Here is a 13,275-nt window from a genome sequence, read left to right as displayed (position 1 = left end):
TCAGGCGGGCTTGACCAGCGTCACCTGCGCCACATCGATCGTGCGCCCACGAAATCCGCCTTCGCAATACATCAGATAATAGCGCCACAAGTCCACGAAATGCTGGTCGAAACTGGCCGGCAGTGCGCCTGCTTCAATCGCCTGGTCGAACCTGTCGCGCCAGCGCCGCAGCGTTTCGGCATAGTGCGGGCCAAAGCGCCGGACATCGCGCCACTCCAGTCCCTGTTGTTCCGCCAGCGCCCGGAAACGGCTTTCGGAAATCAGCATGCCGCCGGGGAAGATATAGGTCTGGATGAAATCCGCCCCCCGCGCATAACCTTCGAAAATCGCGTCATCGATGAGGATATACTGGATCGCGGCGCGCCCGCCGGGCTTCAACAGGCGATGGATCGCGGCAAGATAATCGGGCCAGTAGCGCTGGCCGACCGCCTCGACCATCTCCACGCTCGCAATGGCGTCATATTGGCCAATGGCATCGCGATAGTCGGTGAGTAAAATCTCTGCGCCCGACCCCAGCCGATCCGCCGCATACTCCGCCTGCTCGGTCGATAAAGTCAGGCCGGTATAGTCCAGGGCGCAGCGTTCCATCGCCTGTTCGGCCAGCCCGCCCCAGCCGCAACCGATCTCCAGAAACCGCGCGCCCTTGGCCAGATCAAGCTGGTCGAGAATGGCGTCCACCTTACGCCTTTGCGCCTGTTCCAGATTCTCGATCCGGTCCTCAGGATCGCGGAACAAGGCACTGGAATAATGCATGTTCTTATCGAGCCAGAGCGTATAGAAATCATTGCCCAGATCATAATGATAGGCGATGTTGCGCCGCGACCCGCGTCGATCGTTACGGCGCAGCGCGTGGATGAGGCGACCGATCCACCGCGCCGGGCCACGCGGCCGGGCAGCATCGCCCAGCGCCGTCGCATTGGTCATGAACAGCGCGAACAACGGCACCGGATCGGGACTGGTCCATTCGCCCGCCGCCCAGGCGCGATACCATCCCGCCGATCCGCTCATGGCAAGGCGCAACAAGGCGCGCCAATGGACAAGATGCACTTCGCAATCCGGCCCCGCCGCGCGACCGCCAAGCAGCCGCCGCGTGCCGTCCGGCAGGATCGCATCGAGACTGCCGCGCTCCAGTCCCGCGTCGATCCGGTCGAGCAGGCGGTGAAAAACAGGGCCGACAAGGCGCGCCATCGCGCCCGGAGTCGCGTTCACGGGCGGATGGCGGACGGACAATCCTCGCTTGTTGCGGCGCTTCGGGTCGATTGCATTCATGTCGCCTCCCTGCCTCAAGCCGCATGATTCATCAATCACGCCTTCATGCCGCGATACGCCGCCAGAGCGCGCTCGCGGCCTTCGCGATGACCGATGATTTTTGCCGGATAATCTCGCGGACGCATGCCAAAAGCATCCGGGTCATGAATATGCGCATCGCCCAATTCCGCCAGTTCAGGCACCCAGCGCCGGATATAGGCGGCGGCGTCGAATTTTTCCGACTGGACCAGCGGCGCCATGATGCGCGTGAACAGGTTGGCGTCGACGCCGCTCCCCGCGACCCACTGCCAATTGACGCTGTTATTGGCATAGTCGGCATCGACCAGCGTGTCCCACAACCAGCGCGCGCCATGCCGCCAGTCGATCAGCAGATGCTTGATGAGGAAGCTCGCGGCAATCATGCGCACACGGTTATGCATCCAGCCGGTCGCCCATAATTGCCGCATCCCCGCATCGACAACGGGATAGCCGGTGCGGCCCCGTTTCCAGGCGGCGAAATCCTCGCGCGCCTCCCGCAAGTCGCGCCACGGCATCGCGTCGAAGGCGTCCCGCGCATTTTCCGATCCATAGGCCGGCAGGGAAAAGATTTGCGTATGCGCATAATCGCGCCACGCCAGTTCCTTATGGAAAATGCTGACGTCACCCGCCGCCTCCGCGATGCGACGCCAGACATAGGCGGGCGAAACCTCGCCGAAATGGAGATGGGGCGAGAGGCGGGACGTGCCCTCGATCGAAGGCAGGTTGCGCGCATCGGGATACGCACCCGCCTCCTCGATGAAATCGGCGACCCGGACGCGGGCATGCGCCTCCCCCGGAGTCCAGTCGTCCTCGAACCCTTTGGCCCAGTTCGGCGCATCGGGGCGCAAATTCCACTCATCCAGCGAATCACTGTCCGGCCACTGCTCCGGCGCAGGAATCTCGTGCGGCGCGCGCCGGGGCGGCGGCGGCGGCATCAGCTCGTTCAGCGCCCGCCAGAACGGCGTATAGATGCGATAAAGCCCCCCACCTCCCGTCCGCACCGCGCCCGGAGGCAGCAGCAGCGCGCCGTCATGCAAGCAAAGCTCGATCCGGCGGGCGACCGCCTTTTCGGCATTGCGCCACCATGGCTCATAATGATGCAGCGCGTGCACCCGGCTCGCGCCGACCTGCGCCGCGAGTTCGGCCAATATATCGGCACTGACGCCGCGCCGCAGGATCAGGCGGGACCCCTTGGCGCGCAGACTTTCTTCAAGGCTTTGCAGGCTGTGATGCAACCACCAGCGCGACGCCGCGCCCATCGCCCATTGTCGCGGCGTCGAATCGTCCAGCACATAGACCGGCACGACCGGGCCATCGGCCATGGCGGCCTCAAGCGCCGCCTGATCCGAAAGGCGCAGGTCCTGACGGAACCACAGAAGTACGGGTGCTGGCATATGCGTTCCATGCCTCCTTTTGGCGGCCCTTCCAATCCGGCAATCGCGCGGAAACTTATGGCTAACACCTTAAAAGCTCATTCAGCGCATGGACGAAGCCGACCGGGCCGATTATTCCGGAACGCATATCCGCGACGCTCGCGCATGCTAAAAATCAGGGACTCACATGGCTTCCAACCCCCAAATCGATGAACTGCCCTATCGGCCCTGTGTCGGGATCATGCTCGTCAACATGGATGGCCAGGTGTTCGTGGGCCAGCGGCTCGATAATGTCGTCGAGGCGTGGCAAATGCCCCAGGGCGGCATCGATGAAGGCGAGGAGGCGAAAGCCGCCGCCCTGCGCGAACTGGGCGAGGAAACGGGGATCACTCCGGAGCATGTCGAAATCATCGCCAAGGCGCGTGACGAGCATTTCTACGATCTGCCGCCCGAACTGGTCGGGAAATTATGGGGCGGGAAATATCGCGGCCAGCGGCAATATTGGTATCTGGCGCGCTTTCTCGGCAGCGACGCCGATATCGACATCCAGACGAAGCACCCGGAATTTCGCGCATGGAAATGGGCCGCGCCAGAGACGCTGCCCGATCTGATCGTGCCATTCAAACGCAAGCTTTACCGGGATATTTTGCAGGAATTCCACGCCCTGATCTGAAAATGGGACGAGCGGAGGTTAAAATCCCCGGTCGCGCCGCTATGACGGCGGGCATGCGCTATGCCCTTGCTTTGATCGCCCTGCCGTTCGCCCCTCAGGCAAGAGCGGCCGACCCGGCCCTGCTGCCGCCATCCGTCCGGGAAATGATGGAAGCCGCGATCGCCAACGGCAACGAGGTTGAGATCGCGACGGTGGCGAAGATCGCGAGGCAAACCAACCCCGGATCGGCCGACGAAATCCAGCGCATGGTCAATAGCTGGAAGAACCGCACCAAGGAAACGAAGGAAGCGGTCATCCGCGAAGCCAGCTTCGCCGACCTGTGGACCGGGCGGATCGAGGCGGGCGGGTTCCGGTCGACCGGATCGACCAGCGAAATCGGCATCAGCGCCAGTGCCAATATCAAGCGCGCGGGCATCCAGTGGTCGCACAAGCTGACGGCGGCGGTCGATTATCGCCGCGCCAACGGCATCACGTCGCGCGAACGCTATTTTGCGAGCTACGAACCCCGATATGAGTTCGATTCGCGCGGCTTCGCCTATGGGCTGGCGCAGTTCGAGCGGGATACGACGATCGGCTATGATCAGCGCTACACCGCTTCGGCGGGCATCGGCTACAAACTGATCGTCAGCAAGCCAATCGACCTTATGATGGATGTCGGCCCCTCCATCCGGCACGCCCATTACACGCTGGGCGTGACCGAAACCAAGCTGGGCGCGCGCGGGTCGCTGGATTTCGCGTGGCGCATGTCGCCCACGCTGACCTTCAAGCAGACCGCGTCCACCTATGCCGAAAGCGACGTTTTCACGCTCAATTCCCTGACCAGCCTGGAAACGAAGGTCGGGCGGCGCTGGTCGGCGGCGCTGTCCTACAATGTCCAGTATGAGTCCGAGACGCTGCTGACCGACAAGAATTTCAACACGCTGAGCCGTCTGACCCTCACCCATGATTTCTAGGATGCCGCGGGGCTAGAGGTACAGCCCCGCCTCTGATAGCTTCACCCGATGGACGTCCTGTCATCGACCGAGCTTGCCCTGCTGGAAGCCGCTTCGAACGCCCCCATGCTGGGTCAGGTGGAAGCCTGGTCGGCCGTCAACAGCGGCTCCCATCATCTGGAAGGCCTGACCAAAATGGCGGGGCTACTGGCGGACGCATTTGCCGTTCTGCCCGGATCTGTCGCCCTGGTCGCGGGACCTCCTGTCGAATCGGTGCGGCCCGATGGCCGGATCGCAACCACCGAACATGGGCGGCATTTGCATCTGCGCGTGCGGCCCGACGCCCCGGTCCAGATCCTTTTGACCGGCCATATGGATACGGTATTCCCTGCCGATCATCCCTTTCAAAGCGCCCGATGGGTCGAACCCGGCCGGTTGAACGGGCCGGGCGTGGCCGACATGAAAGGCGGCCTCGCGCTGATGCTGTCGGCATTGTCCGCACTCGAACAGAGCGGCACGGCCGATCGCTTGGGGTATGAGGTCGTCATCAACAGTGACGAAGAGGTGGGAAGCCCCTCCTCCGCCGCGCTGTTGCGGCAGGCGGCAGCCGGGAAGATCGCCGCCTTCACCTATGAACCCGCCCTGCCCGACGGCACGCTGGCCGGCGCGCGCGCGGGCAGCGGCAATTTTTCGATCACCGTCACTGGCCGCAGCGCCCATGCCGGCCGCAATCCGCAGGACGGGCGCAACGCCCTGCTGGCCGCCGCCGACCTCGCGCTGCGGTTGAAGGCGGGCAGCGGCGAGGGCCTGTCGTGCAATCCCGCGCGGATCGATGGCGGTGGCCCCAACAATGTCGTGCCCGCTCACGCGATATTGCGCGTCAATTTCCGCCCGAAAACCCCCGCCGATGAACAGGCGGCGCGCCTCCTGATCGAACAGGCGATCGCAGCAATTTCGCGCGAACATGACGTCACCATCCAGCTTCATGGCGGCTTTGGCCGTCCGCCAAAACCCATGGATGCGGGTGCGGAACGGCTGTTCGCCTTCGTCCGGCAATGCGGTGCGGACCTCGATCTGCCCATCGGCTGGCGCGACACGGGCGGCGTGTGCGACGGCAATAATATCGCGGCCTGCGGCGTGCCCGTCGTGGACACGATGGGCGCGCGCGGCGGCGATATCCACAGCGACGCGGAATATCTGATCGTCGACAGTCTGGCGGAACGCGCGCGCCTGTCGGCGCTGGCCCTGTTCCGCATCGCTACCGGCCACTTACACGGGGGAGGCACAGCTTGACCTTTTTCATGCGCGCGGCCCGCCCGGACGATCTGCAAACCCTGTATGAAATGGCCAAGCTGACCGGAGGCGGCTTCACCAACCTGCCGCCCGACCGTACCGCCCTCGCCGCCAAGCTGGAGCGCACGGCGCACGCGCTGGAGCGTGCCGGGGATGGCATTGAGGATGAACTCATCCTCTTCGTGCTGGAAAATGGCGAGACCGGGCAGGTGCGCGGAACCTGCCAGATATTCGCGCAGGTCGGGCAAAGCTGGCCCTTCTATTCCTATCGCCTCGGCACGCTTACCCAGCATAGCCGGGAACTGGGACGCACTTTCCGCGCGCAGATGCTCTCGCTCACCACGGATCTGGAAGGCGCGACGGAGGTGGGGGGCCTGTTCCTGCATCCCCGCGAGCGAGCGGAAGGATTGGGACTGCTGCTTGCGCGCAGCCGCTATCTCTATATCCGCAACCACCGGGCGCGATTTGGCGACCGGATCATCGCCGAACTGCGCGGCGTCATCGATGAGGCTGGCGGATCGCCCTTCTGGGATGGCCTCGCCGGGCGCTTTTTCGGCATGAGCTTTCAGGAAGCGGACGAGTTCAATGCGGTCAACGGCAACCAGTTCATCGCCGACCTGATGCCCAAGACGCCGATCTACACCGCGATGCTGACCGACAGCGCGCGCGCCGTCATCGGCCTGCCCCATCCCAATGGCCGCGCGGCGATGCGGATGCTGGAAACCGAAGGCTTCGCCAATCCCGGCTATATCGACATTTTCGACGGAGGACCGACGCTGGCGGGCGAGATCGATGCGATCAGGACCATCGCGCAGGCGCGCGACGTCACGCTTGCGGCGACGCACGAGAGCGGCGGAACCAAGATATTGGCGGCGACCGGGCGGCTGGGCGACTATCGCTGCGCCTATGGCTTTGCGCGGGATCATGACGACGGATCGGCGTCGCTCGATGCCGCCAGCGCCCGCCTTCTGAAACTGGAACCAGGGCAGGATTTCACCATGGTCCTGCGCGCATGACCGTCAGGGAGATTAATTTCGACGGCATCATCGGGCCGAGCCATAATTATGCGGGTCTCAGCCCCGGCAATCTGGCGTCTGCGCGCAATGCCGGTGCGGTTGCCCACCCCCGCGCCGCCGCGCTGCAAGGCATCGAAAAGATGCGCGGCAACCTGCGTCTTGGTCTGAAGCAGGGCATTTTCCTGCCGCATTGGCGACCCGATGGCGCCTGGCTCGCACAACTGGGCACCGATATCGGCCAGGCGGAACCCCATATCCGCGCCGCCGCCCTGTCCGCATCGGCCATGTGGGCGGCCAATGCGGCGACGATATCGCCGGCCAGCGACACGGCGGATGGCCGCGCCCACCTGACCGTCGCCAACCTCCTCACCATGCCCCACCGCAGCCATGAATGGCCGCAAACGCTGGCACAGTTGCAGATCGCCTTTTCCGCGCGAGACGCCTTCGTGATCCATCCCCCCGTCCCCGCCCCCTTCGGCGATGAAGGCGCGGCCAACCATATGCGGCTGTGCGCGCGCCATGACGCGCCGGGGGTGGAAATCTTCGTCTATGGCCAGTCGGGCGGCCCCTTCCCCGCCCGCCAGCATATCGAGGCGAGCAAGGCGGTCGCCCGCCGCCACGGCCTGGACCCGAAGCGCACCCTGTTCGTCCAGCAGTCGGAAGCGGCGATCGCGGCAGGCGCGTTCCACAATGATGTCGTCGCCGTCGCCAATGAAGGCGTGCTCTTCGCCCATGAACAGGCCTTCGCCGACAGCGCCCGCTTCTATGAAGCCTTGCGCGACGCGATGCCATCGGTGGAGATCGTCGAAGTGCCCGCCGCCGCCATCAGCCTTGCCGACGCGATCCGCAGCTATCTCTTCAACGCGCAGCTCGTGACCCTGCCCGAAGGCGGCATGGCGCTGGTGCTGCCCACCGAAGCGCGGGCGATATCGTCCGTCTGGGCATGGCTGGAAGAGCTGATCGCGAGCAATGGCCCGATCCGGCAGCTCATCCCCGTCGATGTGCGCCAGTCGATGGCCAATGGCGGCGGTCCCGCCTGCCTGCGCCTGCGCGTCGTCGCCGATCCCGACGATATCGACCCCCGCTTTCTCGTCGATGAGGCGCGGCTGGATCGCATCGCGGCAGTGGTCGCGCATTATTGGCCCGAACGGATCGCGCCGGACGAACTGGACGACACCCGGCTGATCGCGCGGATCGAACAATCATGGTTAACGCTTGTTGACCATTTGCAGCTTTCGGGCGACCTTATGCCCTGACGGCAAGACGGTTGCCGATGGAATCGCAATGAGTCGAATCAAGCGCCTTTTCACCATCAAGACGAAGTTCGAGGCGTTTCTGGTGATCTACGCCCTGGCCCTGGGCGCGACCGAGCGCGGCGTCGTCTATATGCATCAATATCCCGGCACCGGGGGGCATTTGCTCGCGCTCGCCTGCACCGGCGCGGTATTCATGGCTGGCGGGATGATCATCGACGCCTTGGAAATGAGGCGCACCGCCTGGGACTATTAAGCCGTTTCCGCATCAGGAGTTGACGCCAAAGCGGATCAAACCCGAATTTCAACGCGAGACGTCCGCTCTATTCTGATCCTCCACAGGAGGAAACGATATCATGACGGATATGCAGGAAATGGGCGTTGCACCCAGTGTCGCGGCGGCAGAACTCGTCCGCAACTTCGCGCATTGGCGTGAAATAGGCGCTCGCCAGCCCGTGCTTGTCACCCATCATGGTCGCCAGACGCATGTTTTCATGGCAATCGACCGCTTCGAGACATTGGCGGGCGAAAACGCGCTTCCGCCGACCCAGGACCGGACGAGGGAACTGGCCAGCCGCATTCATCAGGGGCTGATCCTGTGCGGCCCGGACCTGCGGATCGCCTTCATCAATCCCGTCGCGCTCGCCATGACGAAACGGTGGGACCGGCAGATCGAGGGCCGGCTGTTGTGGGACGCGCTGCCCGAATTTGCGGGGACACTGACCGAGGCCCATCTCCGCCACAGCCTGGCTTCGGGCGAAGCAAGCGCGGCGGACACACCGTCGCCCTTCCGCAGCGATTCCTGGCTGCATTTTGAGACCTTCCCCTTTGGCGACGGCGTTGCGCTCCTGCTGCGCGACATCACGGCGGACATGCACAGCCACCGGCTCGCCGATGCCAAATCGGGAATCCTCAAGGCCATGAGCATTCTTGGCAAGGTCGGCTATGTTCGCCTTTCCGCCCGAGGATTTATCGAAACCGCCGACGCGACCTTCTGCGCCATGATCGGCCTGTCCGAACAAAAGCTCGCCAGCGCCTGCCTGCCCGATCTGATCGACCTCCCCGCGCGCCCGGCATTACGCGAAGCGCTGGAGCGGGTGTTACGCGGCGAGGGGGATTGTTTGGTCGCCACGCGCTTCCTGACCAATTCCGGCGTGATGATCGAGGTGGAAGCGGGCTTGGCCCAGTTGCGCGGCGCCTATGGCACGGAGGGAGCCATCATGGTGATGGTCGCGCGCGATGGCGCGGAGCTGGCCGGCGACAGGCGCGGGCACGCGGAAATTGCGTAAAATCATGTCCATATCGGACATGTCACGCAGCACCTATGCAAGTCCTGACCCGAACTGAGCGTTTACCGCGCCACATGCCGAAGCGAGTTTTCGCAAAACCCGCAAAAGCCACCGGCGCGCACGCAAACCGCTTTTTCGCACGCCTTTCCTACTCTGGCGATATGGAGACCACCGCACCCATCCGCCCTCGGCCCCTCGCCCGCCTGTTGCATGACAGGCGGGGCAGCACTCTGGTGGAGGCCGCCTTCGCCCTGCCGCTCCTGATCGCGCTGCTGTTTGGCATATTGATCTACGGCAGCTGGTTCATGACCGCCCATAGCCTTCAACAGGCCGCCAACGACGCCGCGCGCGCGGCCGTTGCGGGCCTCACCTCCACCGAAAGGCGGACGCTGGTGGACCAGAGCGTCGCTGCCAGCCGGGCGTCATTTCCCGCCCCCGGCGGCCAGACGATCGGGGTCAGCGCGGGGGAGAGCGCGGGCTACTACACCGTCACGTTGAGCTACGCCCTGTCCAACGCTCCCTTCCTTGCCGCCTCCGCCTTTCTCACCCCCGCCTCCACGCTCCAGCGCAGCGCGGTCGTTCGGATCGACGCGCGATGACGCGGCTGGCGGCGGATCGACGGGGCGGCATCACTGTCCTGCTGGCAGGCTCGCTGTTCATGCTTGCGGGGGCGGCGACGGTCGCTGTCGATCTGGGTTCGATCTATCTCGCCAAGCGCCAGCTTCAGGGCGTCGCCGACTCCGCCGCCATGGCCGCCAGCACCGGCGGCCGGACGGCGGCCGAAGCGCTCGTGGCGCGCAGCGGCGTGGCTGATGTCCAACTGAAATCGTTGGAAAATGGCTATTACAGCGCCGATCCCGCAACGCCGGTCGCCGGTCGCTTTATGACGGGGGATGCGCGGTCGACCGCCACGCGGCTGGAACTCACTCGCCGCACGCCGCTGTTCTTCGGCCGCTTGCTGGTAGGGCGCGACTCGCTCGACATCCGCGCGCGCGCAACCGCCGCCCGCGCCGATGCCGCCGCCTTTTCGATCGGCACCGGACTGGCCGCCGTCAGCGACGGCCTGCCCAATCAATTGCTTTCCGCGCTTGCCGGGACGGAACTCAACCTGTCGGTGATGGACTATCAGGGCCTTACCAACCTCAATGTCGATCTGCTGCATTTCGCCGATGCCCTTCGTCTGCGTCTGGGCCGCGATGGGGAAGCCTATGGCACACTGTTCGATCGCAACATTCCCCTTGCCGATATTCTCGCGGCGATGGCCGACAGCTCCGGCGGGCCGGGCGCGGTGCCGCTCCGCACCATTGCCGGGCGCGTAGCGGGGCGCGATGTGCGGCTGAGCGATCTGGTGGACCTGGGCCCCATGGCGCGGGCGAGCAACAGCAGCGGCCAGCCCAACATCGTGCTGGACGCCTTCACCATGCTGCGTCTGGTGCTCAGTCCGCCATCAGGGACATCGGTGCCTCTGGATCTGCGCCTCGCGGTTCCGGGCCTGACGAGTACGCGGGTCATGCTCATCACCGGCCCCGGTCAGGCGCAATCCCCGATGCTCAGCATTACCAGCGACCATGATGTCGTGCTGCGGACCGGCGTGACGCGGGTCTATGTTGAAACGAACGTCGCCACGGCGCTGGGCGGCCTCGCTTCGGTGCGCATTCCCCTCTATGCGGAACTGGCGGCGGCCGAAGCCCGCCTGTCGGACATTCGTTGCGGCGACGGCGCGCAAAATCAAAGCGTTACGCTGGCCGTCACGCCTTCGATCGGCTCGGCGGCTCTGGCGGATATCGACACGGCCGCGCTGACCAACTTCTCCACCGCCGCGACGCCCCGCCCAGCCCTGCTCGCCCAGGTGCTGGGGACCAAAGTGACCGGCTACGCCAATATCGCCTTGGGCGGGACACAGGCGCAATCCGTCTATTTTTCCGCCGCCGACATCGCTGCACAGCAAGCCAAGACCGTCAGCACGCAGGATCTCGTTCAGGGACTGGCGGCCAGCGTCGCCAGCAAGGCGCAAATTCAGGTGTCGCTGCTCGGCATCCCGATCAACACCAGTCCGCTCGTACCGGCAATCGGCGCGCTTTTGGGCACGACGGCACCCCTGATCGACGGCCTGTTGAACGGAGTGACGTCAGTCCTGGGCGTCAAGCTCGGAACGGCCCAGGTGCGCGTCCACGCAATACGATGCGGTATCCCCACCTTGGTCGAATGACCGCTTCCAGAGCCGCCGCTGATAAGGGTGTGCGGTTGAGGAAGAAAATGGCGCAGCTCACCTCGGCGCAGGGGGCTCTTATGTCGCTTTAGTTTGGAAATCGGCACTGTATCATTTGCTTGCCTTATCGCCCTTGCCTTATCGCCGCCGCCCTTCGGGCAGAGGAAGCGACGTAGCTGGACCGGAAAACCGTTGCCCGTAGCTTGCCCGGATAGGAGAAAGTACGTTCGCTTTTCTCTGGACTAAAGGGTGTAAGCATGGAATTCGGCAGGTGTTGTCGCCGAGCGAGATATGAAGGAGTTAGATGACCAAGACGGCCATAGCGATATCGCGACAAGAAGAACGCATTGAACGTCGGCGAACCCAGATCATCGACGCGGCGCGAGCATGCGTTCGCGATGACGGCTTTCACGCAGCAAGTATCAGTCGCATCGCTGATACGGCGGGAATGAGTGCGGGTCACATCTATAAGTATTTTGAGAATAAAGAAGCGATCATGACAGCGCTTATCGAGCATGACATGGATGAGTTCATGCTACTCATAAGCCAGGTGGACCAGTCAGCGAATAGAAGCCTCAAATCCCTTATGGATTCGTTCGTAACCAAGATTCCTTCAATTCTTGAGAGCGACCGAACGGCACTCTGGCTGGAAATTCAGGCCGAAGCTGCCCGCAATCCGAAGGTCAAAGAAATGGCTCAGCGGGCAGCGGATCGGTTTCGAGAGACAATTCGTAAGGTCATAGAGCCTGTGTTTGAAGAGAATACCGAGGAAGAAATCGACACTCGTGTTGAAATGCTGCTGATATGCATGCACGGCCTTGGCGTACAGGCAAGCACCTATTCGGGCGAGGGAGTCCGCGCCCTTGCAACTGCAACGGAGTTCGTTTTCAAGACCGTACTGTCGACGTCCTTGAAAACTGTTATCCCCAGCAAAGTTAAGGCAGCATAAGGGCAAAGCCCAGCGAGAAAATGGGCTGGCGTCAAAGTGACTTTTCGGTGGTATTTCTTGACTATTTCAATGCGGTTGCGCTGCTGGACATTGAGACTGTGAGGCGCCCTGTCGCGCAGGATTAACGGGGCGGGGGATAATGCTAGCCCCCAGATTACGAATTCTGACCCCAGTCTCATTGCCTGTCATGGGGTGAACGTGGGAGCCATGCTCTCGTAGACCCGTAAGTCCTTGAAAAACATGGTGGGCGCGACAGGGATTGAACCTGTGACCCCACCCGTGTGAAGGGTGGCAGCAGCGGTTCCCAAGGGCCTTTGTCGTTACTGCCGTTCCCGGAAAACCGTCATTCCTCAAACATACGTGTTTCTGCGGTTATTGTCGAATTTAGGGGTTTAAATCGGTTGCCAGTGGGGATTTAGTGGGGTGGACTTTTTGGCCTTTTTAGGGTATAATACTCCTATACCCCACTGCATTCCCCACTAATTATTGAGACCGTGGGGATGCCAAAAGCAAGAGGAAAGGAACCCCCATTATGGCTCAACCCAAACGGCCCGTAGGACGCCCCAAGCGCCATGCTGAATTTGATCGCTTCGAGGCCGACCTGCCGGAAGTGATGACAAAGCGCCCCGCCTACAACGACGGTATCGGCCTGTTCAAAGGTGCCACGGGCTGCACGGTATGGCTCAAGATCAGATTGCCCCTTGGTGGCGTTCACAATGGCCGCACTGTGCCCATTGGCGGCTCTGTAGAGATCAAGAAGGGTAAGCGCGCGTCTTGGACGTGGCAGGAACTGATTGAGGAACGGGACAGGCTCCAGAAGCTGGCTGACCACGGAAAGCCACTGGAAGCCGATGAGGTGCCCACTTTCGCCAGTCATGCCGCTGAGTGGCTGAAGCGCAAGAAATCGACGTTGAAAAGTTTCGGCGTCACGCAGGGTAACGTGAACCTGTTGATTGCCGTTGAGAAGTGACCCGGGGAGGCCAGTAATTTCCACTGAGAAG

Annotated in this window: 13 protein-coding genes; 11 read left to right on the top strand and 2 right to left on the bottom strand. The window is 63.1% G+C overall.

Translation table 11 applies throughout. From position 1 onward, the window contains the following. On the bottom strand, nt 1–1,269 hold the full coding sequence (locus tag ACODSN_RS12060; protein ID WP_489055727.1) for a class I SAM-dependent methyltransferase: 1,269 nt from the start codon (nt 1,267–1,269) through the stop codon (nt 1–3). A 35-nt stretch (nt 1,270–1,304) separates the two neighbouring features. Further along, nucleotides 1,305–2,681, bottom strand: coding sequence for a cryptochrome/photolyase family protein (locus tag ACODSN_RS12055; protein ID WP_489055725.1), 1,377 nt, complete (start codon nt 2,679–2,681; stop codon nt 1,305–1,307). A 166-nt stretch (nt 2,682–2,847) separates the two neighbouring features. Between ACODSN_RS12055 and ACODSN_RS12050 the strand changes: the two genes are divergently transcribed. The 11 genes from ACODSN_RS12050 to ACODSN_RS12000 all read left to right on the top strand — a co-directional run bounded on the left by ACODSN_RS12050 (nt 2,848) and on the right by ACODSN_RS12000 (nt 13,244). Next, a complete protein-coding gene (locus tag ACODSN_RS12050) occupies nt 2,848–3,333 on the top strand; it encodes an RNA pyrophosphohydrolase (protein WP_489055723.1) in 486 nt (161 codons plus the stop codon). 53 nt (nt 3,334–3,386) lie between these two features. Then, a complete protein-coding gene (locus ACODSN_RS12045; protein WP_489055721.1) occupies nt 3,387–4,286 on the top strand; it encodes a DUF481 domain-containing protein in 900 nt (299 codons plus the stop codon). A gap of 48 nt (nt 4,287–4,334) precedes the next feature. Then, nucleotides 4,335–5,558: a hydrolase gene (locus ACODSN_RS12040; RefSeq protein ID WP_489055719.1), complete on the top strand. Its 1,224-nt coding sequence runs from the start codon at nt 4,335–4,337 to the stop codon at nt 5,556–5,558. Next, nucleotides 5,555–6,574 carry an arginine N-succinyltransferase gene (locus tag ACODSN_RS12035; protein ID WP_489055718.1) on the top strand — a complete coding sequence of 340 codons (1,020 nt, stop codon included), beginning with the start codon at nt 5,555–5,557 and terminating at the stop codon, nt 6,572–6,574. The genes ACODSN_RS12040 and ACODSN_RS12035 overlap by 4 nt, the downstream gene beginning before the upstream one ends. Continuing rightward, the gene (locus tag ACODSN_RS12030; RefSeq protein WP_489055716.1) at nt 6,571–7,830 is read left to right on the top strand and encodes an N-succinylarginine dihydrolase; all 1,260 of its coding nucleotides are present in this window, start codon (nt 6,571–6,573) and stop codon (nt 7,828–7,830) included. The genes ACODSN_RS12035 and ACODSN_RS12030 overlap by 4 nt, the downstream gene beginning before the upstream one ends. Nucleotides 7,831–7,858: 28 nt before the next feature. Continuing rightward, entirely contained in the window at nt 7,859–8,083 is a 225-nt protein-coding gene (locus tag ACODSN_RS12025; RefSeq protein WP_489055715.1) for a hypothetical protein, read from the top strand. Nucleotides 8,084–8,183: 100 nt separating this feature from the next. Then, a complete protein-coding gene (locus ACODSN_RS12020) occupies nt 8,184–9,116 on the top strand; it encodes a PAS domain-containing protein (RefSeq protein ID WP_489055713.1) in 933 nt (310 codons plus the stop codon). A gap of 161 nt (nt 9,117–9,277) precedes the next feature. After that, entirely contained in the window at nt 9,278–9,715 is a 438-nt protein-coding gene (locus ACODSN_RS12015; protein WP_489055711.1) for a TadE/TadG family type IV pilus assembly protein, read from the top strand. After that, the gene (locus ACODSN_RS12010) at nt 9,712–11,325 is read left to right on the top strand and encodes a TadG family pilus assembly protein (RefSeq protein ID WP_489055709.1); all 1,614 of its coding nucleotides are present in this window, start codon (nt 9,712–9,714) and stop codon (nt 11,323–11,325) included. Before ACODSN_RS12015 ends, ACODSN_RS12010 begins: the two co-directional genes overlap by 4 nt. Before the next feature lie 304 nt (nt 11,326–11,629). Next, entirely contained in the window at nt 11,630–12,274 is a 645-nt protein-coding gene (locus tag ACODSN_RS12005; protein WP_489055707.1) for a TetR/AcrR family transcriptional regulator, read from the top strand. 532 nt (nt 12,275–12,806) lie between these two features. Beyond that, nucleotides 12,807–13,244 carry a hypothetical protein gene (locus ACODSN_RS12000; protein ID WP_489055706.1) on the top strand — a complete coding sequence of 146 codons (438 nt, stop codon included), beginning with the start codon at nt 12,807–12,809 and terminating at the stop codon, nt 13,242–13,244. Nucleotides 13,245–13,275: the final 31 nt, after the last annotated feature.

It is taken from the genome of Sphingobium sp. FG11 (assembly GCF_057809915.1).
The sequence above is the reverse complement of the archived record's forward strand: the minus strand, read 5'-3'. Positions and strand labels throughout refer to the sequence as shown.

What these genes read in the sequence shown, in the direction of transcription:
- ACODSN_RS12060 (WP_489055727.1), bottom strand. Translation starts at nt 1,269, where the DNA reads ATGAATGCAATCGACCCGAAGCGCCGCAACAAGCGAGGATTGTCCGTC.
- ACODSN_RS12055 (WP_489055725.1), bottom strand. Translation starts at nt 2,681, where the DNA reads ATGCCAGCACCCGTACTTCTGTGGTTCCGTCAGGACCTGCGCCTTTCG.
- ACODSN_RS12050 (WP_489055723.1), top strand. Translation starts at nt 2,848, where the DNA reads ATGGCTTCCAACCCCCAAATCGATGAACTGCCCTATCGGCCCTGTGTC.
- ACODSN_RS12045 (WP_489055721.1), top strand. Translation starts at nt 3,387, where the DNA reads ATGCGCTATGCCCTTGCTTTGATCGCCCTGCCGTTCGCCCCTCAGGCA.
- ACODSN_RS12040 (WP_489055719.1), top strand. Translation starts at nt 4,335, where the DNA reads ATGGACGTCCTGTCATCGACCGAGCTTGCCCTGCTGGAAGCCGCTTCG.
- ACODSN_RS12030 (WP_489055716.1), top strand. Translation starts at nt 6,571, where the DNA reads ATGACCGTCAGGGAGATTAATTTCGACGGCATCATCGGGCCGAGCCAT.
- ACODSN_RS12025 (WP_489055715.1), top strand. Translation starts at nt 7,859, where the DNA reads ATGAGTCGAATCAAGCGCCTTTTCACCATCAAGACGAAGTTCGAGGCG.
- ACODSN_RS12020 (WP_489055713.1), top strand. Translation starts at nt 8,184, where the DNA reads ATGACGGATATGCAGGAAATGGGCGTTGCACCCAGTGTCGCGGCGGCA.
- ACODSN_RS12015 (WP_489055711.1), top strand. Translation starts at nt 9,278, where the DNA reads ATGGAGACCACCGCACCCATCCGCCCTCGGCCCCTCGCCCGCCTGTTG.
- ACODSN_RS12010 (WP_489055709.1), top strand. Translation starts at nt 9,712, where the DNA reads ATGACGCGGCTGGCGGCGGATCGACGGGGCGGCATCACTGTCCTGCTG.
- ACODSN_RS12005 (WP_489055707.1), top strand. Translation starts at nt 11,630, where the DNA reads ATGACCAAGACGGCCATAGCGATATCGCGACAAGAAGAACGCATTGAA.
- ACODSN_RS12000 (WP_489055706.1), top strand. Translation starts at nt 12,807, where the DNA reads ATGGCTCAACCCAAACGGCCCGTAGGACGCCCCAAGCGCCATGCTGAA.